We start from the raw sequence: 19548 nt of genomic DNA, 5'->3' as shown, positions 1-19548 counted from the left end.
GGTTAGCAACGGCCCGTCTGCTGCCGGATGATCCCGTAGCCAACCAACGCCGGGTTACGGGATACCCAACTCGAACAGCGCATAGCCCGCGTACCAGCCCGCCGCGATCACCGGCATCGCGAACATCCCGACCAGCGAGGAGGTCCGCACCCGGCGCAGCGCCACCGCCAGGCCGATGAACAGCGGGAAGGCCGGCAGCAGGTAGCGCGAGATGTTGCCGAAGATCTGGTTGCTGCTCAGCGCGGTGAAGATGGTCAGCGCGGTGTACACCCACAGCACCAGTGGCGGGCGGACCCGCCAGAGCAGCACCAGCAGGCCGGGCAGGGCGATCAGCAGCGCGATGGCGATCAGGTCCGGGACGGGGTTGGACTGCCAGAAGTCCCAGTGGCCGGTGATCACGTCCATGATCGTGCGCAGGGTGGAGGCGCCGAAGTCGAAGTAGCGGTTCCAGGCGCCGCGCTGGAGCTTGAAGTAGCCGCCCCAGTCGCCCATCCGCCAGCCGACCCAGGCGACGTAGCCGAGCAGGCCCCACGGGGTGATCAGCATCGCGGTCAGCGGGCGGGCCACCCCGTCGGTGCGGCGGACCAGCGCGACCAGCGCGGCGATCGAGACCGCGGCGATCAGCGCGGCGGCGGTCGGCCGGTTGAGTCCCGCGACCAGGGCCAGCAGGCCCGCGGCGAGCCAGCGGCGGGTCATCACGCAGTAGCAGGCCCAGGCGGACAGCGCGACGAACAGCGAGTCCGAGTAGACCGCCCACTCCACGCCCGAGCCCGGGAACAGGCCCCAGATCACCGCGGCGATCACACCCGCCCGGAAGCCGCCGAGCCGCTCGGCGATCGCGAAGATCCCGGCCGCGGCCACCAGCGAGGCCAGCACCGAGACCACGATCCCGGAGCCGTACGGGCCGAGCCCGGTCACCGCGCCGACCAGCCGCATCAGCCAGGGGTAGAGCGGGAAGAAGGCGGAGGAGTTCTCGTAGTAGGTGGCCAGTGGGAAGCCGTGCAGCGGGATCAGCTGCGGGTCGTACCCGTTCTCGGCGATCCGCTGGTACCAGATGCCGTCCCAGGTGCCCAGCACGTCCCAGGCGTGGGCGCCGCCGCCGCGGCCGACCTGCTTGTTCAGGTAGTCGCCGGTGTGCTCCAGCAGCACCAGGAAGACGGTCAGGCCGATCGCCTTGACCACCGCGTACGCGCCGAGCGCGGGCGCGAAGCGGTCCACCAGTGCCCCGAACCGCCCGGGCGCACGGGACGCCCGATCCTCGGGGCGCTCCGCCTCCGCCACCGGCTCGGTGCTGGACGGCTCGGTGCTGGACGACTCGGTACTCGATGCCGTGCTCATCTGCTGTGGGTACTCCCCGCCCCGCTCATGGTGCGCGCGGCTCTGGCGCAACGATTTCCCGTGAGCCTACGGCACGGCCCTCCCCGGCCCACCCTCCCCCGCCTGGCCCGGAAAACCCGTAGCGGGCGGACTGCGGCGCCCGCGACGATGCGGCCATGCCGCTCCAGCCGCCGAAGCATCAGATCCGGGCGCTCCACACCGCCGACACGATCACCCGACCGGATCCGGCGGGAGCGGGATCCGGCGCTGCTGCCGGTCGAGACGCCGCCCCCGACGAGCGCGGCCGTCGCCGCCCGGTTGGGGGCGGCGACGGCCTGAGCCACGTCAGCCGTGGACGTAGAGGATGCCGAGCTTGGTGAGTTGCCAGAGCTGGGCGGGGGCGCCGGTGTCGGTGGCGAGTTCGACGTAGGGGTTGCCGTTGGCGTCGAGGGTGGTGCCGGCGGCCAGGACCTTGGTCGGGTCCGCCGAGTCGGCGATCTTGTAGCTGCCGTTGCCGGCCGGCTTGAACACCCAGTGCTGGTTGGCGCCGCCGTTGCAGCCCCACTGCTGGATCCGGGTGCCGGGAGCGGTGGCGGCCGCGTTGGCGTCCAGGCACATGTCGCGGTTGCCGCTGAAGTCCAGCTCGTAGCTGCCGCCGGACTTGGCCTCCAGGACGAAGGACTGGTTCAGTGCGCCGCTCGCCGGGTAGCTGATGGCGGCCCGGCCGTTGGTGGAGTCGCCGTAGGTGCCGCCGCCGGAGAGGTCGAGCGCGTTGCCGGTGGCCGCGTTGGTGAGCTGGTACCAGGAGCCGTCCTCGGGGGCGTCGCCGAAGGGCTTGCCGGGGGTGAGCGGCTGGATCGAGGTGGTGTTCTGCTGGTTGAGCGTGCAGTACGCCTCGGTCTGGTCGGGCTTGGCGAAGAACTGGCCGAGGCAGACGCCCTCACCGCGGTAGCCGGCCACCCGCAGGTGGTACGACTGGCGGACCATGTTCATGCACAGTCCGGGGATGCCGATCTGCGAGTCGCAGCCGTTGCGCGCCCACTCGGAGAGGTTGATGACGTCCCCGTTGGAGTACTCGTACGGCGAGGTCGTCCACTCCGCGCACACCTCGTGCCCGAAGGCGACCCGCCGCTGGTCCAAGTACCGCACGCCGGGCACCTGTTCGGCCGCGCCGCGGAGCGCGTCGCTGAACGTCGGGACCACCCAGTCGTGGCCCCAGGCGAGGTCCTCGGGGAAGGCCGGGCAGCCGTCGGCGATCTTGCCGAGGTAGTCGTTGCGCCGGATGTCCGGGGTGATCGGGTTGAAGTACGACTGGTAGACCAGTTGGTACGAGGAGTCGGCGTAGCCCGCCTTGCGCATGGTCTGCCGGATGTTCTGCAGCGCGGCGACGACCTTGGGCTGGACCAGTTGGGCCCGCCGGCGGATCTCGTCGCTGCCGATGGTGTCCCGGCAGCCCTGGTCCTTGGGGATCGGGAAGTACTGCGCGAGGCAGTGCATCATGATGCCGCTGAAGTCGAAGTCGTCGTTGGCGCCGATCGTGACGACGACCATCTTGACGTCGTACTTGGCCGCCGTGTCGGCGAGCTTGACGTCCTGTTTGGGCTCGCCGAAGTCGCCGCTGCCACCACCGGTGATCTTGGCGAGCGCGGGGTCGCTGACCAGGTCGCCGGTCTGGGCGCCGGAGCAGGCGAGGTCGATCGGGGTGACCCCGGGGATGTCGGTGACGAAGATCTCCGACTTGGGGTGCCGATGGCAGTAGTTGGTGGGGGTGTCGGTCTCCGGGAAGTAGCCGTCGCCGGTGTCGGTGCCGGCGCCCTCCCCGGAGATGGCGCTGTCGCCGAGGGCGACGATCGCGGCCGGGCGGGTGGCGCCCGGGGCCGGAGCGGGGGCGTTGTCGGCGAGGGCGGCGGGGGCGCCGGCCAGACCGAGGGCCGCGACGAGGACGCCGGTGGCGAACAGCGCGGCGGACCGGGACGAACCCGTTCGCGCTCGTCGCGCCGCGGACGTGCGGAACCTGATCACACGCGACTCCTTGCGGGGGTGGGGAGACCGTCCGGCCGGGGGTGCCGGGCGGCGCGGAGCAAGAGAGGTGCCGAAAAGGTGAGCAGGTCTCACATCCTAGGTACTGACAAGTAGTGCAACAAGGCTCGTGACAACACCGGGAACTGACGCCGCACCCGCCGCCCGGGGCGCGGAAAAGCCGCCGCTCCGCGCCCCAGGAGGGAAGCGCGGAGCGGCGGCTCCTACCGGCCGAACCGGGTGTGGATTCAGCCCACGTTGGCGCAGTGGTTGCCGAACGCCGGGTTCAACAGGCCAGCGGCGTCGACGGTGTTGCCGCACAGGTTGACCGGAATGTGCACCGGCACCTGGATCTGGTTGCCCGAGATGACACCGGGAGAGCCGGCGGCGACACCCTCGGCGCCGGAGCTGGCCATGGCGGTGCCGGCGCCGGCGGCCACGATGCCCACCACGGCCGCGCCGACGGCGGCGGTCTTCTTGATGCTCATGCGAGCCTCCTGACTGTTCAACAGAGATGCACGGGGAGTGCGACATCTAGAACGAGACCCGTCCGGCCCGGTTGCGACGGCGCACGCACTGTCACCCGTCCGGAGCAATGGGGCCGCTGACCGGCATTCGGGTGATCGACGGGCCGGACCGTTTCCCCCCGCGCGCCACCTCGTTCTGCCTGGCGGAAGACGATCCATCCGGTCCTACTCATGAATCGAGTACCGCCCATGCACAGCTCGCCCACGGCCTCGTCGGCACCGAGGCCACCGGCAAGTCGGTCGCATGGCGGGCCCCCCGAACCCGGCGTTCGGCGACACCGCTGAACGCCTGACCGGGAATTCCTCGTCGCGCCTTTGCCCGAACCCTTCCCGGCCGTGCGGGAATTGTTCGCCTGGCGCTGGAAGAACGCGGCGGCTGCGTCGACGCCCGAGCCATGGGCGGAACACGCCGGTGTGCGCCGTCGGAGTGACAATCACGGCAATCCCTGAAGCCATCGGGCCAGCATTCCTACTCGCCCGGCTCCCGACATTTCCGTTCCGTCGGGCAGAAACTCGGAGGAAAATCATGCGCAACTTCAAGAGGGCCACCGCCCTGTCGCTGGCCGCCACCGGCCTGGTGCTCGGCGCCGCCGGTGGCGCGTTCGCCAGCTCGGGCGCCCAGGGCGTGGCCGCCGGCTCTCCCGGCGTGCTCTCCGGCAACCAGATCCAGATCCCGGTGCACATCCCGATCAACCTGTGCGGCAACACCCTCTCCGCCGCCGGCCTGCTGAACCCGGCCTTCGGCAACAAGTGCGCCAACCTCGGCTGACCCGGCGGTCGCCGCTCCGGCGACCGCCGACTCACCGAGCCCGTGCCAACGCTCCGCAGTGCCGGAGCGCGGCACGCTCCACCCATGTGTGATCGAGGAGATCAACCCCCATGCAGAACGTGAAGAAGGCCGCTGTCCTCTCCGCCGCCGCTGTCGGCCTGGTGCTGGGCGCGGCGGGCTCCGCCGCCGCGAGCGCGGGCGCCGAGGGCGTGGCCGCCGGCTCCCCCGGTGTCGTCTCCGGCAACCAGATCCAGGTGCCGATCCACATCCCGCTCAACCTGTGCGGCAACACCCTCTCCGCCGCTGGCCTGCTGAACCCGGCCTTCGGCAACAGCTGCGCCAACGTGGACATGCACCCGAAGCCCGCGGACGACTGCTGATCCCCGATCGGCACGCGTTCGGCCGTCCTGCCCCCCGACCAGTCGGCCGGGGGGCAGTTCGGCATCCCCGGACAGGACGTCCGGAACCTCAGGGCCCGCCTCTCGGGTTCGGTCCGGCCGGGCCCCACTCCACCGAAGGGTGATCCGCATGGTTTCGAAGAAGGGCGGGGCCGGACTGGCCGCCGCCGTGGGCGCGGTGGTGCTGCTCGGCGCCGGTTCGGCGCAGGCCGCCACCCCGAGCCGGCAGCCTGCGGCGGGCCCGGCCTCGCTCGCGAAGACCGACGTCGGGCAGGCGCTGAACGGGACGACGGCCGGGCTCGGTTACGGCGTTGCACCGATCAAGAGCCTGCGTCTGGACCCGTGGGCCAACTCCTCGGCCGACGTGCTCAACAACGGCGCGACCGTCCAGCCGGACCAGGGCCTGGCGCCGGTGGGCACCGGCACGCTGACCGGACCGCTGAGCGCGGGCGGCGGCGTCAAGGACCTCCCGCTGGTCAGCGGGCTGTCCGGCGTCCTGCCGGGCTGAGCGTTCGGACGCGGGGGGGGCCCCCCCCCCCCCCCGGGGGGGGGGGGGGGGGGGGGCGGCGGGGGGCCGGGGGGGGGGGGGGGGGGGGGGGGGGCGCGCCCGCCCCCCCCCCCCCCCCCCCGGCGGGGCGCGGTGTGGCGGGGCCCCCCCCCGCGTCCGGGGTGGGCTCAGAGCTGGGCCTGGCCGGCCAGGCCCGCCAGGCCGCTCTGCTGCACCAGGCTGGTGGCCGTCCCGGTGGCCGCGTCGGTCGCGTTCGTCTGCTGCAGGACGCCGGTGGCCATCGCGGTGGTGGTGTCGGCCAGGTCGTTCACCGCGTCGGTGGCGGAGAGCCGGCTCTGGTCGCCGCCGAGGCTCGCGGTGGCCCCGGGGACGGTCTGCACGGCCGCGGGCACCAGGCGCGGGTCCACCTCGTCCACCCGGAGCCGGCCGTCCGCGAGCTGGCCGCTGCCGTCCTGCACCAGCGCCAACGGCTTGCCCACGTCCAGGCCGGGGGTCTTGGCCTGCAGCGGCGCGGCCGGGGCCTCCAGCAGCACCTCGCCGAGGTCGGCGCCCTGGTCGACCAGCGGGAGCGGCAGCTGGGCCTTGGCGCTCGGGCCGACCTTGCCGGTGGCCAGCTGGGGCACCAGATGGTCCGGCACCAGCCCGTTGTCGGTGGTCCGGCCGGCCACCGGCGGCATCACCAGCGAGGTCGGGATGCCGGCCGTGACGTGGCTGCCCAGCGGGGTCAGCGGCACGTCCGCCGGGACCTGCTGGGTGGACAGCTTGTCCTCCAGGGCTCCGACCTGGTCGGGGCCTACCGGGGCGGCGGAGGCCGCTCCCTGGGAGGCGAGCACGCCCGCACCGACCGCCAGCAGCATCGCGCCGGCCCGCTTGGAGAACTTCATGCTTTTCACCGTTCTGCCTGTCCGTACTGGGTACGTCCTGGGGATCCAGGACTGGAGATCCATCGGGGAGGGCTGCGGGGCCGCAGCCGGAAAGCAATCTGCTCAACGAATGACCGTGAGTTCGGATTGCGGGCGTTAACCGATTCGGCGCAATAATCCCACCGGAAACCATCCCCGGACGCGCCTCCCGGACTCTTTTCAAAAATCCCCGTAACCTTCCGTGCCGTCATTCTTTGATCTGGACGTCAGTGACTGCAGACCGGGTCTGAGCGTTCTACGCGTTGCTACGCACGGAAACCGAAAGCATTTCAGAGAGGGATCTCCCCATGATCCAGAAGTCCTTCGCCGCCGCCGGCCTGGCCGTCGCCGCGCTGGCCGCCGCCGCCGCGCCCGCCTCGGCCATCGCCGACTCGGACGGCGCCGCCGCCACCATCCAGGGCAACGGCGGCAGCAACTTCACCGGCACCGTCGGGAACAACAGCCCGAACTTCCACTTCCTGGACAACGCGAACGTCTGCCTCCCCGAGATCCACAACATCGCTGTGGGCGCGGTCGGGGGCATCGCGGTCCCGATCGAGGTCCCGATCGCCAACAGCGGCGGCAAGCAGTACTGCACCCAGGGGCAGGGCACCCAGAGCCACGGCGACGCGGGCGTGTCCCACCTGGTCGGCTGACCGCTCCCCGCGCTGCTCTCCCCAGCACCGCTCCCCGAACCGTCCCCGAATCGCTCCCCGATTCACCCCCGAGAGGAAAACCGGAAATGATCAAGAAGTCCCTCGCCGCCGCCGGCCTGGCCGCCGCCGCCCTCGCGATGTCCGCGGGCTCGGCCTCCGCCATCGCCGACTCGGACGGCGCCGCCACCTCCGTCCAGGGCAACGGCGGCACCAACCAGACCGGCACCCACGGCAACGGCAGCCCGAACTTCCACACCCTGGACAACCCGAACGTCTGCCTGCCGGAGATCCACAACATCGCCGTCGGCGCCGCGCTCGGCCTCGCGGTGCCGATCGAGGTACCGGTCCTGAACAGCACCCCGAAGCAGATCTGCAACGTCGGCCAGAACACCCAGTCCTCGGGCGACGCGGGTGTCTCGCACCTGATCGGCTGATCAAGGGGCATGGCACGGACGGAGGGCCCGGGGAGGAAGGTCTCCCCGGGCCCTCCGGGCTTGACCGAGTGATCACGAGTCAGAGGCAGAGCGCCCGCGGGGGCGCTCCCACAGAGAGGGCAGATCCATGAAGAGCAAGCTGGCCAAGGCCGCCCTGACCGCCACCGCCGCGCTGGCGCTCGCGGGTGCCGCCACCCCGGCGTTCGCGCACGTCGGCCTGGAGGGCGGCGGCGGCATCGTCGCCACCGCCGACCAGCCGTTCCTGGCCGGGGCGGAGTGGGGCGTCGCCCACACCAAGGACATCGTCGCGGGCGGCGCCGTCGGCGGCGCTGCCACCTCCACCGACCTGGTCGGCGGCGGCGACGGCTTCGCCCACATCAACGGCTGGAAGTAGCGAAACCGGAAGGCCGGGCCCCGCACTGGGCGGGGACCCGGCCTTCCGTCCGCCGTAACCCGCCAAGAGGCGAGCGGGCGAGTAACCGCCTACTGCTGCTTGAGCATCCGGGCGGCCTCGACCGCCCAGTAGGTGAGGATCTGCTCGGCACCGGCCCGGCGGATCGAGGTGAGCGTCTCCAGGATGGTGCGCTCCCGCTCGATCCAGCCGTTGGCGGCGGCGGCCTCCACCATCGAGTACTCGCCGGAGATCTGGTACGCGGCCACCGGCACCGGCGAGGCGTCGGCGACCTGCCGCAGGACGTCCAGGTACAGCATGGCCGGCTTGACCATCACCAGGTCCGCGCCCTCGGCGAGGTCCAGCTCCAGCTCGCGCAGCGCCTCGCGGGCGTTCGCCGGATCCTGCTGGTAGGTCTTGCGGTCGCCCTTGAGCGAGGAGTTGACGGCCTCGCGGAACGGGCCGTACAGCGCGGAGGCGTACTTGGCCGTGTAGGCGAGGACGCTGACGTCCTGGTACCCGGCCTCGTCCAGCGCCCTCCGGATGACGGCGATCTGGCCGTCCATCATCCCCGACGGGCCGACCATGTGGACGCCGGCCTCGGCCTGGACCACGGCCATCTCGGCGTAGCGCGCCAGGGTCGCGTCGTTGTCCACGCTGCCGTCCTCGGCCAGCACGCCGCAGTGGCCGTGGTCGGTGAACTCGTCCAGGCAGAGGTCCGACATCACCACCAGCCGGTCGCCGACCTCCGCGACCACGTCGCGGATGGCCTGCTGCAGGATCCCGTCCGGGTTGGTGCCCTCGGAGCCGACGGCGTCCTTCACCTCGGGCAGGCCGAACAGCATGATGCCGCCCACGCCGGCCTCGGCGGCCTCCACCGCGGCCTTCCGCAGGCTGTCCCGGGTGTGCTGGAGCACGCCCGGCATCGAGGTGATCGGCCTCGGCTCGGCGATGCCCTCGCTGACGAAGGCGGGCAGGATCAGCTCCGCCGGGTGCAGTCGGGTCTCGGCGACCAGCCGGCGCATCGCCGGGCTCTGCCGCAGACGACGGGGGCGAACGTACGGGAATTCAGCGGACACGGCTTCTCTCTCCGAACGGTTGTGCAGTGCTGGAGGCGGCGAACCGCCGCCCCCAGCACCATAGTTGGCCCCACCACGTTAATTGAGGGGGCTCAGCGAGCCTTGCGGCGGGACCCCGGACGGCGCTCGCTGGGCCGGTAGACCGGCTCGCCCGCGGCCGTCGCGGTGTCGCGGCGCTTGGCTCCGAAGTCTGCCAGCGCCTGGGCCAGCGCGGCCGCCGACGGCGCCGGGGCCATCACGTCGACCCGCAGGCCGTGCTCCTCGGCGGTCTTGGCGGTGGCCGGGCCGATGCAGGCGATGACCGTGACGTTGTGCGGCTTGCCGGCGATGCCGACCAGGTTCCGGACGGTCGAGGACGAGGTGAACAGCACCGCGTCGAAGCCGCCGCCCTTGATCGCCTCGCGGGTCTCGGCCGGCGGCGGCGAGGCGCGCACCGTCCGGTACGCCGTCACGTCGTCGACCTCCCAGCCCAGCTCGACCAGGCCGGCCACCAGGGTCTCGGTGGCGATGTCGGCACGCGGCAGCAGCACCCGGTCGATCGGGTCGAAGACCGGGTCGTACGGCGGCCAGTCCTCCAGCAGCCCGGCCGCGGACTGCTCGCCGGAGGGCACCAGGTCCGGCTTCACGCCGAAGTCCACCAGGGCCTGCGCGGTGGTCTCGCCGACCGCCGCGACCTTGATCCCGGCGAACGCCCGGGCGTCCAGGCCGTACTCCTCGAACTTCTCCCGGACGGCGCGCACCGCGTTCACCGAGGTGAAGGCGATCCACTCGTACCGGCCGGTGACCAGGCCCTTGATGGCCCGCTCCATCTGCTGCGGGGTGCGCGGCGGCTCGACCGCGATGGTCGGCACCTCCTGCGGCACCGCGCCGTACGAGCGCAGCTGCTCGGACAGGCCGTGGGCCTGCTCCTTGGTGCGCGGCACAAGGACGTTCCAGCCGAACAGCGGCTTGGTCTCGAACCACGAGTGCGAGGCCCGGTGGGCGACCTGCTCGCCCACCACGGCTATCACCGAGGTCGCCGGGTCCACCGGGGCGGACACCGGCGAGGGCAGCACCCGGGCGGCCTTGAGGTCGGCCGCGATGGTGGACAGCGTGGAGGTGAAGGTCCGCTGACGGGTGGTGGTGCCGGACAGCGTGGCGCTGAGCGCCGACTCCGGCTTGCGGCCGTTGGAGACCAGCGCACCGGCGGTGGCCGGCAGCTGGCCCAGGGTGGTGCGCACCACCAGGGTGGTCTCCGGCGCGCCCAGGTCGACCGGGGCGCCGGACAGCAGCTGGGCGCCGTCCACGAAGCGCACGTCGGTGCCGGCCGCGCCGCGCAGCGGGACGCCCGCGTACGCCGGGACGCCGACCGACTGGGCGACGCCCGGGATCACCTCGAAGGGGATCCCGTCGCCCGCGCAGCTGAGCATCTCCTCGGCGGCACAGCCGTCCAGGCCCGGGTCACCGTCGACGGTGCGGACCACGTGCTTGCCGGCCCGGACCGCCTCGGCGACCAGCTTGGCCAGGTCGAAGTCGGCGCCCTCGGCGACCGGGGCGTGCACCTGCACGCCGACCGGGCAGTGGGTGCGCACGGCCGCGGCGGTCAGCGGGTCGGCGACCAGGATGTCGGCCGAGGACAGCACCTCGACCGCGCGCAGGGTCAGCAGGCCCGGGTCCCCCGGGCCCGCCCCCAGGAAGGTGCACCGTCCGGTGGGCTGGCCGGCCGGGAACAGGGCGTCGGTGGCGGCGGTGGGGCTCATCGGGCTCGCTCCCCCATCAGGGTGGCCGCGCCCCCGTCGAGCAGCCGGGCGGCCAGGGCGTGGCCGAGGGCCCGCGCCTGCTGCTCGGCGGTCTCGTCGAGGACGATCGGACCGTTGGCGGACATCTTCAGCAGGGCGGCGCCGTCGGGGTCTCCGACCACACCGTCCAGCTGCAGTTCGTTCTCCCGGCCCCAGGTGGCCAGTGCGGCCACCGGAGCCGAGCAACCGGCCTCCAGGGTGGCCAGCAGGGCGCGCTCGGCGGCCACTGCGACCCTGGTGGGGGCGTGGTCCAGCGCGGCGAGCGCGACGGTCAGCTCGGCGTCGGCGGTGGCGCACTCGATCGCGAGCGCGCCCTGGCCGGGGGCCGGGATCATCAGCTCGGGGTCGAGGTGCTGCGAGATCTCGGCGCCGCGGCCGAGCCGGTTGAGGCCGGCCGTGGCCAGCACCACGGCGTCCAGCTCGCCATCGGCCACGTAGCCGATCCGGGTGTCCACGTTGCCGCGGATCGCGACGGTCTCCAGCTGCGCCCCGCGGGCACGGGCCCAGGCGTTCAGCTGGGCCATCCGGCGCGGCGAGCCGGTGCCGATCCGGGCCGGGCGGCCGGCGCCGGCCAGCTTCTCCACCAGCTCGTCCAGGGTCAGGCCCTCGGCCGCGACCAGGGCGTCCCGGGCGTCCTCGCGCTCGGGGACGGCGGCCAGCGTCAGACCCTCGGGCGCGGCGGTGGGCAGGTCCTTGAGCGAGTGCACGGCGAAGTCGATCCGGCCCTCCAGCAGGGCGTCCCGCAGCGCGGAGACGAACACGCCGGTGCCGCCGATCTGCGCGAGCGCCTCCCGGGAGGTGTCGCCGTAGGTGGTGATCTCGACCAGCTCGACGGGGCGGCCGGTGAGCCTGGTCACCTCGCGGGCGACCATGCCCGACTGGGCCATGGCGAGCGCGCTGCGCCGGGTGCCGAGCCGCAGGGCGGCGGGCGGAGCCTGCTCGGTGAGCGGTTGACCATTCATGAGGTGATCGTCCCGGTGGTACTCGTGGGATGGCTGACGGTTCATCTGGTGCCCCCGCCCGAAGGCTGGGGCCGGCCGCCGACGGGCGTGCCCGACACGGCGTGCACGGCCGCCGGGTCGAGGTCGAACAGCTCGCGCAGGGCGTCCGCGTAGGAGGCGCCGCCGGGCTCGGCGGCCAGCTGCTTCACCCGGACGGTCGGGGCGTGCAGCAGCTTGTCGACGACGCGACGGACGGTCTGGGTGATCTCGGCGCGGGAGCGCTCGTCGAGGTCGGGCAGCCGGGAGCCCAGCCGGCCCAGTTCGGCGGCGACCACGTCGGAGGCCATCGCCCGCAGCGCGACCACGGTCGGCGCGATCCGGGCGGCCCGCTGGGCGGCGCCGAAGGCGGTCACCTCGTCGGAGACGATCCGGGTGACCTCGTCGACGTCGCCGGCGCCGGGGCTGGCGGCGTGCGCGTGGGAGAGGCTCTCCAGGTCGACCAGCAGGGCGCCGTCGAGCTCGTGCACGGCGTGGTCGACGTCGCGCGGCATGGCGAGGTCGAGCAGGGCCAGCGGCTGGTCCGACGTGCGGACGGCGACCGCGGCGGCCACGTCCTCGGCCCGGACCACCACGCCGGCCGCGCCGGTGCAGGAGATCACCAGGTCGACGTCGGCCAGTGCGTCCGGCACCTTGGCGAGGTCCAGGGTGCGGGCCACGTCCGGGCCGAGGATCTCCACCAGGCGCTCGGCGCGGGCCGGGGTCCGGTTGGCGATCAGCAGGTCGGTGACGCCGGAGCGGACCAGGGTGGCGGCGGCCAGCGAGCTCATCGAGCCGGCCCCGACCACCAGCGCGCGCTTGCCGGCGATCTCGCCGGCGCCCGCGGCGACCTGCTCCAGGCCGAAGGTGACCAGTGACTGGCCGGCCTTGTCGATGCCGGTCTCGCTGTGCGCCCGCTTGCCGACCCGCAGGGCCTGCTGGAACAGCTCGTTCAGGCCGCGCCCGGCGGTGTGCTCGTCCTGGGCCTTGGCCAGCGCGTCGCGCAGCTGGCCGAGGATCTGGCCCTCGCCGACCACCATCGAGTCCAGGCCGCAGGCCACCGAGAACAGGTGGTGGACGGCGCGGTCCTCGTAATGGACGTACAGGTGGGAGGTCAGCTCCTCCAGGTCCACCCCGCTGTGGTGGGCCAGCAGCAGCGACAGCTCGGCGACGCCGGCGTGGAACTTGTCCACGTCCGCGTACAGCTCGATCCGGTTGCAGGTGTTGAGCAGGGCGGCTTCGGCGACGGTCGAGGACGCGGCCGCGTCGTGCAGCAGCCGGGTCGGGACCTCACCGGTCAGCGCGGCGCGCTCCAGCACGCCGACCGGTGCCGTCCGGTGGCTCAGTCCGACGACGAGAAGACTCATGCCCGCCCCCCACAGCTCTCGGTGTTCATGCCGGCATCACCGCGGACAGCTCGCCCTCGCCGCCCTTGGCGGTCTTGCCCTTGGTGGCCTGCTCGGCCGCCTGGTCCTTGGCCGTCGGCTCGACGCCGCCGCGGCTCTTGCCGTTGCCGCCGGCCGCCCGGCGCAGCTTGGCCGCGGCCGCTCGGACCGGGCCGGGGGCGCGGTCCAGCACCGACTCGGTGCGGTCGGGCTCCTCCCCGGCCTTGCGCTGCTCGTGGAAGGCGAGGATCTGCAGCTCGATGGAGAGGTCCACCTTGCGCACGTCCACGCCGTCCGGGACGGTCAGCACGGTCGGGGCGAAGTTCAGGATGCTCGTAACGCCTGCCTCGACCAGCCGGTCGCAAACCTGCTGGGCGGCACCGGGCGGGGTGGTGATCACACCGATCGAGACGTGCTGGCTCTCGACGATCGACTCCAGCTCGTCCATGTGGCGCACCGGGAGTCCGGCCGCGGTGGAACCGACCACGTTCGGGTCGGCGTCCAACAGGGCGGCGACCCGGAAGCCGCGGGAGGCGAAGCCGCCGTAGTTGGCGAGGGCGTGGCCGAGGTTCCCGATGCCGACGATGACGACCGGCCAGTCCTGGGTCAGGCCGAGCTCGCGGGAGATCTGGTAGACGAGGTACTCGACGTCGTAGCCGACGCCGCGGGTGCCGTAGGAGCCGAGGTAGGAGAAGTCCTTGCGCAGCTTGGCCGAGTTCACACCGGCCGCGGCGGCCAGCTCCTCGGAGGAGACCGTCGGCACCGAGCGCTCGGAGAGTGCGGTGAGGGCCCGCAGGTAGAGGGGGAGCCGGGCGACGGTCGCCTCCGGGATGCCCCGGGCACGCGAGGGTCGGCGCGCGGCGCCCTGGTCAGGCGTCTGCGAACTGCTCTGTGGTGATCGGCCGATTGCCACGGTGCTCCTGTGGGTGAAGCTGGGCTTTGGCAGCCAGGCTAAGCGTTTGTGAACGTGTGCACAAAGATGGTGTCCGATTTGTCCCCGCACAGTGATGCGCATCACGCCGTCGAACACATAGCACCGGCCTGTGCCAGGACGAGCTCCGGGGCCGCGGAACCGGGTAGCCAGGGGCCGTACGGCGCCTCCCGGCGCAGCAGCGGGACGGAGCCTCCGGACGGACGGGAGCGGGCCCGGCCCAGCCTCGGCCACGGCACCCGGGCGGCCTCGCGCAGCGGGCCGGCCCAGTCGTCCGGTGGACAGGACGGGGCGCCCACGCAGTGCCGCAGCAGCTCGGCGGTCACCCGGGCGTCGCCCAGCGCGGTGTGCGCCGGGTACCAGCCCAGACCGGCCGCCTCCGCGCAGGCCGCCAGGCCGTAGCCGCGGACCTCCGGCAGGTGGGCGCGGGCCAGCCGCATCGTGCACAGCAGCGGGACGGGCGGCAGCGGCACCCCGATCCGGGCGAACTCACGGTCCAGGAAGGCGTGGTCGCAGCTGACGTGATGGCCGACCAGCACCCGGCCGGCCAGCAGCTCCAGCAGCCGCGGAGCGATCTCCCGGAACCGCGGGGCGCCCTCGACGTCCGCCTGGCGTATCCGGTGCACATGGGTCGGGCCGACCGGGCCCAGCGGATCCAGCAGGGTGGCGAACTCGCCCTCGGGGCAGAGCCGCTCGTTCAGCAGCACCACCGCCACCTCGACCACCCGGTGCCGCCACGGGCTGCGGCCGGTCGCCTCGACGTCCACCACGGCGAAGCCCCGGCCACCGGGCAGGGCTTCGGACGTCGCGGGGATCGGGCGGGGAAGCATGGCGGCACTCCTCGTGTGCTCAGCCCCCCACGGGCGCAAACGCGTTCGATCGTAAGCCGACCGGTGCGCCCCGCCCCACGCCGAAACGGAGTGTCTTTGGCAACGATTCGGCGAACCGCCCCCGCCGGTCGGCGGGGGCGTGGCACACGGACGAACGGCTCCTCAGACGCCCAGTGCCTTGCGCAGGCGGCTCTCGTCGACCCGCCAGAAGTCGTGCTGGCGGCCGTCGATCAGGGTGACCGGAATCTGCTCCCAGTACCGGCGGTACAGCTCCTCGTCCTGGGTGATGTCCTTCTCCTCGAAGGTCGCGCCCAGCTCCGCCGCCACCCGGACGATCACCTCCCGGGCCTCGTCGCACAGGTGGCAGCCGGGCTTGCCGACCAGGGTCACGGTACGGTCCGCCGGCTCGGGGCTCTTACGTCGCAGCAGTGGGCTCACCCCAGCATTGTGCGCCACCCGCCCGATCGCCTCCGGGGAGCTGTTCACCGCACGGGCACCGCTCCGTCACGGCCACTCCCCGCCCGGCTGGATATGCTCGATGACATGGCCGTGCTCCGAAGGCTCACCCAGGCGAGGCGCTCCACCACCGAGCGGAGCGCCCTGGCGGGCGAGGCCGCCGCCGCGGCCGCCGAGGCCGCGCTGCGCGCCGAGCCGCTGTCCCCCCTCGCGACGAACGCCCCCGAGGCGGGTGCCCCCGGGCCCGAGGCGACGGCGGCAGTGGGCACGGCGACCGGGGCCCCCGCGGCGGGCAAGCCCGGGAAGGCCCCCAAGGCGCCGGCCGGGAACCACACCCCCGACCGGGACGACCCCCGCGCCGCCGCCTTCTTCGACTGCGACAACACCATCCTGCGCGGCGCGGCGATCTTCTACCTCGGCGTCGGCCTCTACCGCCACGGCTTCCTCACCCGCCGCGACATCGCCCGCTTCGCCTGGCAGCAGGCCATGTTCCGGCTGCACGGCACGGAGGACCCGGACCACATCTCGGACGCCCGCAACACCGCCCTCGGCATCGTCGCGGGAAAGCGCACCGCCGACCTGGAGGTGATCTGCGAGGAGGTCTTCGAGCAGGTCGTCGCCGACAAGATCTGGCCTGGCACCCGCGCACTGGTCCAGATGCACCTGGACGCCGGCCAGCGGGTCTGGCTGGTGACCGCCGCCCCGCTGGAGGTGGCCCGGATCATCGCCCGCCGACTCGGCATGACCGGCGCGCTCGGCACCGTCGCCGAGGCCCGGGACGGCCACTACACCGGGCGGCTGGTCGGCGACCTGCTGCACGGCCCGGCCAAGGCCGCCGCGGTGCACGCGCTGGCCCGGCGGGAGCGGCTGGACCTCGACCGCTGCGCCGCGTACAGCGACTCGGCCAACGACATCCCGATGCTCTCGCTGGTCGGCCACCCGTACGTGGTGAACCCGGACGGCGCGCTGCGGCGGCACGCCCGGGCGCAGGGCTGGCGGGTGCGCGACTTCCGGACCGGGCGCAAGGCGGCCCGGGTGGGGCTGCCGGCGGCGGCCGCGCTCGGGGTGGCGGCCGGTGCGACGGCGGCGGCGGTGGCGCTGCAGCGCCGTCGCCGACACGGCTGAGCCACGCCCGAGGCGGGCCCGACTCCGGCCGGACACCGGCCCGACTCCCCTGCGGCGAAGCGTTTCCGCCCCTCCCCCGGACGGGTGAGGGGGCGTCAATCATGGGTCTGACCTGGCCCCTCGTACGAGCGAACTCCCCGTTGCCACAGGGCCGTCCGCACCCGATGTACGAACCTGCCACCCGGTGACCGGTTCTGATCGTTCGCCAGGCCCGGAAAGTCGGGGGTTGCCGGGTCCCAAGGCTGGGAAACCGCCCGCAGTGCCGCCGAATTGGTCACCCTGGGCGCCCGAACGGTCACGTTGAGCCGGATGAACGATGACATCCCCGGTCAGTGTCGGCCGAATATGCACAACAAATGGATCCCAAACGACCACTTCGACCACACGGTGTAGCTGTCATTGCACAAAGCGTTATTCTCTCCTGGATGCACGTCACCCATGCATCCCGCTCGAACGGGTGCCATGGGGAGTGCTCTCCGCGCAGGCGGAGGTGATCCGTCCACAGTTCTGCCTCTGGGAGTCCCGTGTACCCACCCGTCCGGAACGACGCGCCTGCACCCTCCCGCCCGTCGTCCGCGCCCCTGCGCCCCCGCACCGGCCTCCGCGGCCGCCCGGCCGCCGAGCGGCAGATCTCCGCCGGCCTGGACCTGCTGCGCACCCTGCTCCGCAGCCAGCTCGCCGCCTCGCCCCAACTCGTGCCCGCTGGCGTGCCGTTCGGCCACCAGCACGGCCCCGGCGTGGCGCTGCGCACCACCGCCGCCGGATCCACCGGCACCGGCTCGCGCGGCCGCACCGGCAGCACCGGCGTCGGCCGCAGCCGCGCCCGCACCGCGCCGAGCCCCGGCTACGAGACCGAGCACAACCCGATCATGGAGCTGGTCGAGCGGGCCCAGGCGGGCGAGAGCGAGGCCTTCGGCCGGCTCTACGACCACTACGCGGACACCGTCTACCGCTACATCTACTACCGGGTCGGCAGCCGGGCCACCGCCGAGGACCTCACCAGCGAGACCTTCCTGCGCGCGCTGCGCCGGATCGGCACCTTCACCTGGCAGGGCCGGGACTTCGGCGCCTGGCTGGTCACCATCGCCCGCAACCTGGTCGCCGACCACTTCAAGTCCAGCCGGTTCCGGCTGGAGGTCACCACCGGCGAGATGCTCGACTCCAACGAGTGCGAGCGCAGCCCGGAGGAGTCGGTACTGGAGTCGCTCTCCAACGCCGCCCTGCTGGAGGCCGTGCGCCGGCTCAACCCGCAGCAGCAGGAGTGCGTGACGCTGCGCTTCCTGCAGGGGCTCTCGGTGGCCGAGACGGCGCGGATCATGGGCAAGAACGAGGGCGCGATCAAGACCCTCCAGTACCGCGCCGTCCGCACCCTGGCCCGGCTCCTCCCGCCCGACGCGCGGTGAGGCGGCGGTGACCAAGGGGGCGATAGGGCCCGGACGGGCCCTGGTCCGGCGACGGCCCGAGAGCCCGTCACCACTCGTACCCGACCGACACGTCCGGGTGAACGGTCGGTCCGATGATCAGTCGTGCGTAACCGACCGCCCGCACCGCTCGTTGGCCAGCATGCAAGCCCCCACCAGGCGTACGGTCAAGCCGAATTGCGACCTGTCACCCGATGGAGTGGCTTTGGCCCGCCGGGGCAACCGTCCGGCAGGCCGGGGTGTCGACAACGACGAAGGGAGGTGTGGCCCGTGACGGCAAACGTGCTGGAGCACCGGCGGGCGAAGGCCTTCGCCGAGGCGCTGGAGGCCCACCAGGCGGAGCAACGCCGCGCGGCCAACGCCGAATCGGCCAACGCCGCTTCCGCCGAGGCGGGTTCGGTCGCGATGGCCGAACTGGTCGGCCTGGCCGACGCACTGGGGGCACTGCCCGGACCAGCCCTGGAGCAGGAGGTCCGGACAGTCCAACGAGCCCAGCTGATGGCCGCGTTCGAGCAGGCCTTCGCGGGCGGGCCGGGCGCCGCGGTGCCCCGCCAGCGCCGCCACCGGGCCATCCGGACGGCGCCGCGCGGCCGGTGGAGCCGCCGCTTCGCGATCGGCGGGCTGGTCGCCGGGCTGGCCGTCGGCAGCCTGGCCGGGGCCGCCGCCGCGAGTTCCAGCGCCCTCCCCGGGGACACGCTGTACGGCATGAAGCGCGGCCTCGAAGGGCTCCGACTGGACCTCGCGGACTCCGACTCGGAACGCGGCGAGCTGCTGCTCGGCAACGCCGCCACCCGGCTCGGCGAGGCCAACGCCCTGGTCGGCCAGACCGGTTCGACCACCGGGCTCAGCCCGGCCACCGTCGACCGGCTCCGCCGGGCGCTGGACGACATGCACGCCGACGCCCTCAAGGGCCGCGACCTGCTGCGCTCGGTCTACCGCAGCAACGGCTCGCTGGACCCGATGCGCGCGCTGGCCGGCTTCGCCCACGACGAGGACGGCCGCTGGAGCGAGCTGCAGGGTCGGCTGCCGGTCCAACTGACCGAGCAGGCGCACCTGGTGGACCAGCTCTTCGACGACATAAGCGAGGACGTCGCGCCCCTGCGCCTGGCCCAGCCCCCCGCCAAGAGCGGTGGTCCGGCCGGCACCGGAGCGGGCGACGACTCGTCCTCCTCGACCGGCGGATCCCCAGCCGGCTCCGGCGCGAACGGCTCCGGCGCCGCACCCGGCTCCGGGCAGTCCCAGGGCAGCGCCGGCAACCGCCCCGGCACCGACCACGCCCCGGCCGACCCCGGCACCGGCAGCACGGCCGGCAGCGGGGCCAAGGGCGGCGGCCTGCCGGGCGCCCTGCCCAGCGGTGCCCCGGACGCGGTCAACGGGCTGGTCGGCGACCTCACCGGCGGGCTCTCCGGCGCGGGCAAGCCCTCGCCGAGCGCCGACGCGGCCCCGCCGCAGGTGCCGCAGCAGCCGTCCGGCCTGCCCAGCGCGCCGACGGCCGCCCAGCAGGGGGTGGACGTGCCCCCGCTGATCCCGGGCCTGCTGCCCGGGCTGCGGATCCTCGGCGGCAGCTGAGCGACGCGGTGTGACGGTGCCCCGGCGGAGTGCGCTCCGCCGGGGCACCGTCACGTCGGAGCACGACGGCGCACGT

The 19548-nt window shown here is 73.3% G+C and carries 20 protein-coding genes; 9 read left to right on the top strand and 11 right to left on the bottom strand.

Annotated features, from left to right (window positions below; translation table 11 throughout):
* Positions 1–54: 54 nt before the first annotated feature.
* The 3 genes from ACIG5E_RS06085 to ACIG5E_RS06075 all read right to left on the bottom strand — a co-directional run bounded on the left by ACIG5E_RS06085 (position 55) and on the right by ACIG5E_RS06075 (position 3824).
* A complete protein-coding gene (locus ACIG5E_RS06085; protein ID WP_396531798.1) occupies positions 55–1338 on the bottom strand; it encodes a glycosyltransferase family 39 protein in 1284 nt (427 codons plus the stop codon).
* A gap of 324 nt (positions 1339–1662) precedes the next feature.
* Entirely contained in the window at positions 1663–3339 is a 1677-nt protein-coding gene (locus ACIG5E_RS06080; protein WP_396531796.1) for an RICIN domain-containing protein, read from the bottom strand.
* 245 nt (positions 3340–3584) lie between these two features.
* Positions 3585–3824 (bottom strand): chaplin, encoded by a 240-nt coding sequence (locus ACIG5E_RS06075; protein WP_396531794.1) that lies wholly within the window; start codon positions 3822–3824, stop codon positions 3585–3587.
* 565 nt (positions 3825–4389) lie between these two features.
* Between ACIG5E_RS06075 and ACIG5E_RS06070 the strand changes: the two genes are divergently transcribed.
* The 3 genes from ACIG5E_RS06070 (at position 4390) to ACIG5E_RS06060 (ending at position 5538) form a co-directional block, all read left to right on the top strand.
* Positions 4390–4632, top strand: coding sequence for a chaplin (locus ACIG5E_RS06070; protein ID WP_396531793.1), 243 nt, complete (start codon positions 4390–4392; stop codon positions 4630–4632).
* Between the two features lie 110 nt (positions 4633–4742).
* Positions 4743–5012, top strand: a complete 270-nt coding sequence (locus tag ACIG5E_RS06065; protein WP_396531792.1) for a chaplin — start codon at positions 4743–4745, stop codon at positions 5010–5012.
* A gap of 148 nt (positions 5013–5160) precedes the next feature.
* Positions 5161–5538, top strand: a complete 378-nt coding sequence (locus ACIG5E_RS06060; RefSeq protein WP_396531790.1) for a hypothetical protein — start codon at positions 5161–5163, stop codon at positions 5536–5538.
* Between the two features lie 167 nt (positions 5539–5705).
* On the opposite strand, the gene ACIG5E_RS06055 is transcribed toward ACIG5E_RS06060, so the two are convergent.
* Positions 5706–6422: a hypothetical protein gene (locus tag ACIG5E_RS06055; RefSeq protein WP_396531788.1), complete on the bottom strand. Its 717-nt coding sequence runs from the start codon at positions 6420–6422 to the stop codon at positions 5706–5708.
* 326 nt (positions 6423–6748) lie between these two features.
* Here ACIG5E_RS06055 and ACIG5E_RS06050 point away from each other — a divergent pair, with 326 nt between their 5' ends.
* The 3 genes from ACIG5E_RS06050 to ACIG5E_RS06040 all read left to right on the top strand — a co-directional run bounded on the left by ACIG5E_RS06050 (position 6749) and on the right by ACIG5E_RS06040 (position 7924).
* Positions 6749–7096 carry a rodlet layer protein gene (locus ACIG5E_RS06050; protein ID WP_396531786.1) on the top strand — a complete coding sequence of 116 codons (348 nt, stop codon included), beginning with the start codon at positions 6749–6751 and terminating at the stop codon, positions 7094–7096.
* Positions 7097–7182: 86 nt separating this feature from the next.
* Complete coding sequence (locus tag ACIG5E_RS06045; protein ID WP_396531784.1) at positions 7183–7530, top strand: rodlet layer protein; 348 nt, start codon at positions 7183–7185, stop codon at positions 7528–7530.
* Between the two features lie 127 nt (positions 7531–7657).
* Positions 7658–7924, top strand: coding sequence for a hypothetical protein (locus ACIG5E_RS06040; protein ID WP_396531782.1), 267 nt, complete (start codon positions 7658–7660; stop codon positions 7922–7924).
* Positions 7925–8013: 89 nt separating this feature from the next.
* On the opposite strand, the gene hemB is transcribed toward ACIG5E_RS06040, so the two are convergent.
* The 7 genes from hemB to ACIG5E_RS06005 all read right to left on the bottom strand — a co-directional run bounded on the left by hemB (position 8014) and on the right by ACIG5E_RS06005 (position 15339).
* A complete protein-coding gene (hemB, locus tag ACIG5E_RS06035) occupies positions 8014–9000 on the bottom strand; it encodes a porphobilinogen synthase (protein WP_396531780.1) in 987 nt (328 codons plus the stop codon).
* A gap of 92 nt (positions 9001–9092) precedes the next feature.
* On the bottom strand, positions 9093–10739 hold the full coding sequence (locus ACIG5E_RS06030) for a uroporphyrinogen-III synthase (RefSeq protein WP_396531778.1): 1647 nt from the start codon (positions 10737–10739) through the stop codon (positions 9093–9095).
* Positions 10736–11740 carry a hydroxymethylbilane synthase gene (gene hemC / locus ACIG5E_RS06025; RefSeq protein WP_396531776.1) on the bottom strand — a complete coding sequence of 335 codons (1005 nt, stop codon included), beginning with the start codon at positions 11738–11740 and terminating at the stop codon, positions 10736–10738. The genes ACIG5E_RS06030 and hemC overlap by 4 nt, the downstream gene beginning before the upstream one ends.
* Before the next feature lie 41 nt (positions 11741–11781).
* Positions 11782–13122 (bottom strand): glutamyl-tRNA reductase, encoded by a 1341-nt coding sequence (locus ACIG5E_RS06020; protein ID WP_396531774.1) that lies wholly within the window; start codon positions 13120–13122, stop codon positions 11782–11784.
* Positions 13123–13147: 25 nt separating this feature from the next.
* Complete coding sequence (locus ACIG5E_RS06015; protein ID WP_396531772.1) at positions 13148–14053, bottom strand: redox-sensing transcriptional repressor Rex; 906 nt, start codon at positions 14051–14053, stop codon at positions 13148–13150.
* Positions 14054–14154: 101 nt separating this feature from the next.
* The gene (locus ACIG5E_RS06010; protein ID WP_396531770.1) at positions 14155–14901 is read right to left on the bottom strand and encodes an exonuclease domain-containing protein; all 747 of its coding nucleotides are present in this window, start codon (positions 14899–14901) and stop codon (positions 14155–14157) included.
* A 162-nt stretch (positions 14902–15063) separates the two neighbouring features.
* On the bottom strand, positions 15064–15339 hold the full coding sequence (locus ACIG5E_RS06005) for a glutaredoxin family protein (protein WP_396531768.1): 276 nt from the start codon (positions 15337–15339) through the stop codon (positions 15064–15066).
* 105 nt (positions 15340–15444) lie between these two features.
* On the opposite strand from ACIG5E_RS06005, the gene ACIG5E_RS06000 reads away from it, so the two are divergent.
* The 3 genes from ACIG5E_RS06000 to ACIG5E_RS05990 all read left to right on the top strand — a co-directional run bounded on the left by ACIG5E_RS06000 (position 15445) and on the right by ACIG5E_RS05990 (position 19472).
* Positions 15445–16482, top strand: coding sequence for an HAD family hydrolase (locus tag ACIG5E_RS06000; protein ID WP_396531767.1), 1038 nt, complete (start codon positions 15445–15447; stop codon positions 16480–16482).
* A gap of 629 nt (positions 16483–17111) precedes the next feature.
* Complete coding sequence (locus tag ACIG5E_RS05995) at positions 17112–17885, top strand: ECF subfamily RNA polymerase sigma factor, BldN family (protein WP_396531914.1); 774 nt, start codon at positions 17112–17114, stop codon at positions 17883–17885.
* A 288-nt stretch (positions 17886–18173) separates the two neighbouring features.
* Positions 18174–19472 carry a DUF5667 domain-containing protein gene (locus tag ACIG5E_RS05990; RefSeq protein ID WP_396531766.1) on the top strand — a complete coding sequence of 433 codons (1299 nt, stop codon included), beginning with the start codon at positions 18174–18176 and terminating at the stop codon, positions 19470–19472.
* The last annotated feature ends 76 nt before the right edge of the window (positions 19473–19548 follow it).

The sequence above is a fragment of the Kitasatospora sp. NPDC053057 genome (genome assembly GCF_044546945.1).
GTDB lineage: Bacteria > Actinomycetota > Actinomycetes > Streptomycetales > Streptomycetaceae > Kitasatospora.
Note: the sequence above shows the minus strand (reverse complement) of the source record. Positions and strands in the feature narration are given on the sequence as shown.

Bases quoted from the DNA above. Each gene is read 5' to 3' on its own strand.
- ACIG5E_RS06085 (WP_396531798.1), bottom strand. From the start codon at position 1,338: ATGAGCACGGCATCGAGTACCGAGTCGTCCAGCACCGAGCCGTCCAGC.
- ACIG5E_RS06075 (WP_396531794.1), bottom strand. From the start codon at position 3,824: ATGAGCATCAAGAAGACCGCCGCCGTCGGCGCGGCCGTGGTGGGCATC.
- ACIG5E_RS06070 (WP_396531793.1), top strand. From the start codon at position 4,390: ATGCGCAACTTCAAGAGGGCCACCGCCCTGTCGCTGGCCGCCACCGGC.
- ACIG5E_RS06065 (WP_396531792.1), top strand. From the start codon at position 4,743: ATGCAGAACGTGAAGAAGGCCGCTGTCCTCTCCGCCGCCGCTGTCGGC.
- ACIG5E_RS06060 (WP_396531790.1), top strand. From the start codon at position 5,161: ATGGTTTCGAAGAAGGGCGGGGCCGGACTGGCCGCCGCCGTGGGCGCG.
- ACIG5E_RS06055 (WP_396531788.1), bottom strand. From the start codon at position 6,422: ATGAAGTTCTCCAAGCGGGCCGGCGCGATGCTGCTGGCGGTCGGTGCG.
- ACIG5E_RS06050 (WP_396531786.1), top strand. From the start codon at position 6,749: ATGATCCAGAAGTCCTTCGCCGCCGCCGGCCTGGCCGTCGCCGCGCTG.
- ACIG5E_RS06045 (WP_396531784.1), top strand. From the start codon at position 7,183: ATGATCAAGAAGTCCCTCGCCGCCGCCGGCCTGGCCGCCGCCGCCCTC.
- ACIG5E_RS06040 (WP_396531782.1), top strand. From the start codon at position 7,658: ATGAAGAGCAAGCTGGCCAAGGCCGCCCTGACCGCCACCGCCGCGCTG.
- ACIG5E_RS06030 (WP_396531778.1), bottom strand. From the start codon at position 10,739: ATGAGCCCCACCGCCGCCACCGACGCCCTGTTCCCGGCCGGCCAGCCC.
- hemC (WP_396531776.1), bottom strand. From the start codon at position 11,740: ATGAATGGTCAACCGCTCACCGAGCAGGCTCCGCCCGCCGCCCTGCGG.
- ACIG5E_RS06020 (WP_396531774.1), bottom strand. From the start codon at position 13,122: ATGAGTCTTCTCGTCGTCGGACTGAGCCACCGGACGGCACCGGTCGGC.
- ACIG5E_RS06010 (WP_396531770.1), bottom strand. From the start codon at position 14,901: ATGCTTCCCCGCCCGATCCCCGCGACGTCCGAAGCCCTGCCCGGTGGC.
- ACIG5E_RS06000 (WP_396531767.1), top strand. From the start codon at position 15,445: ATGGCCGTGCTCCGAAGGCTCACCCAGGCGAGGCGCTCCACCACCGAG.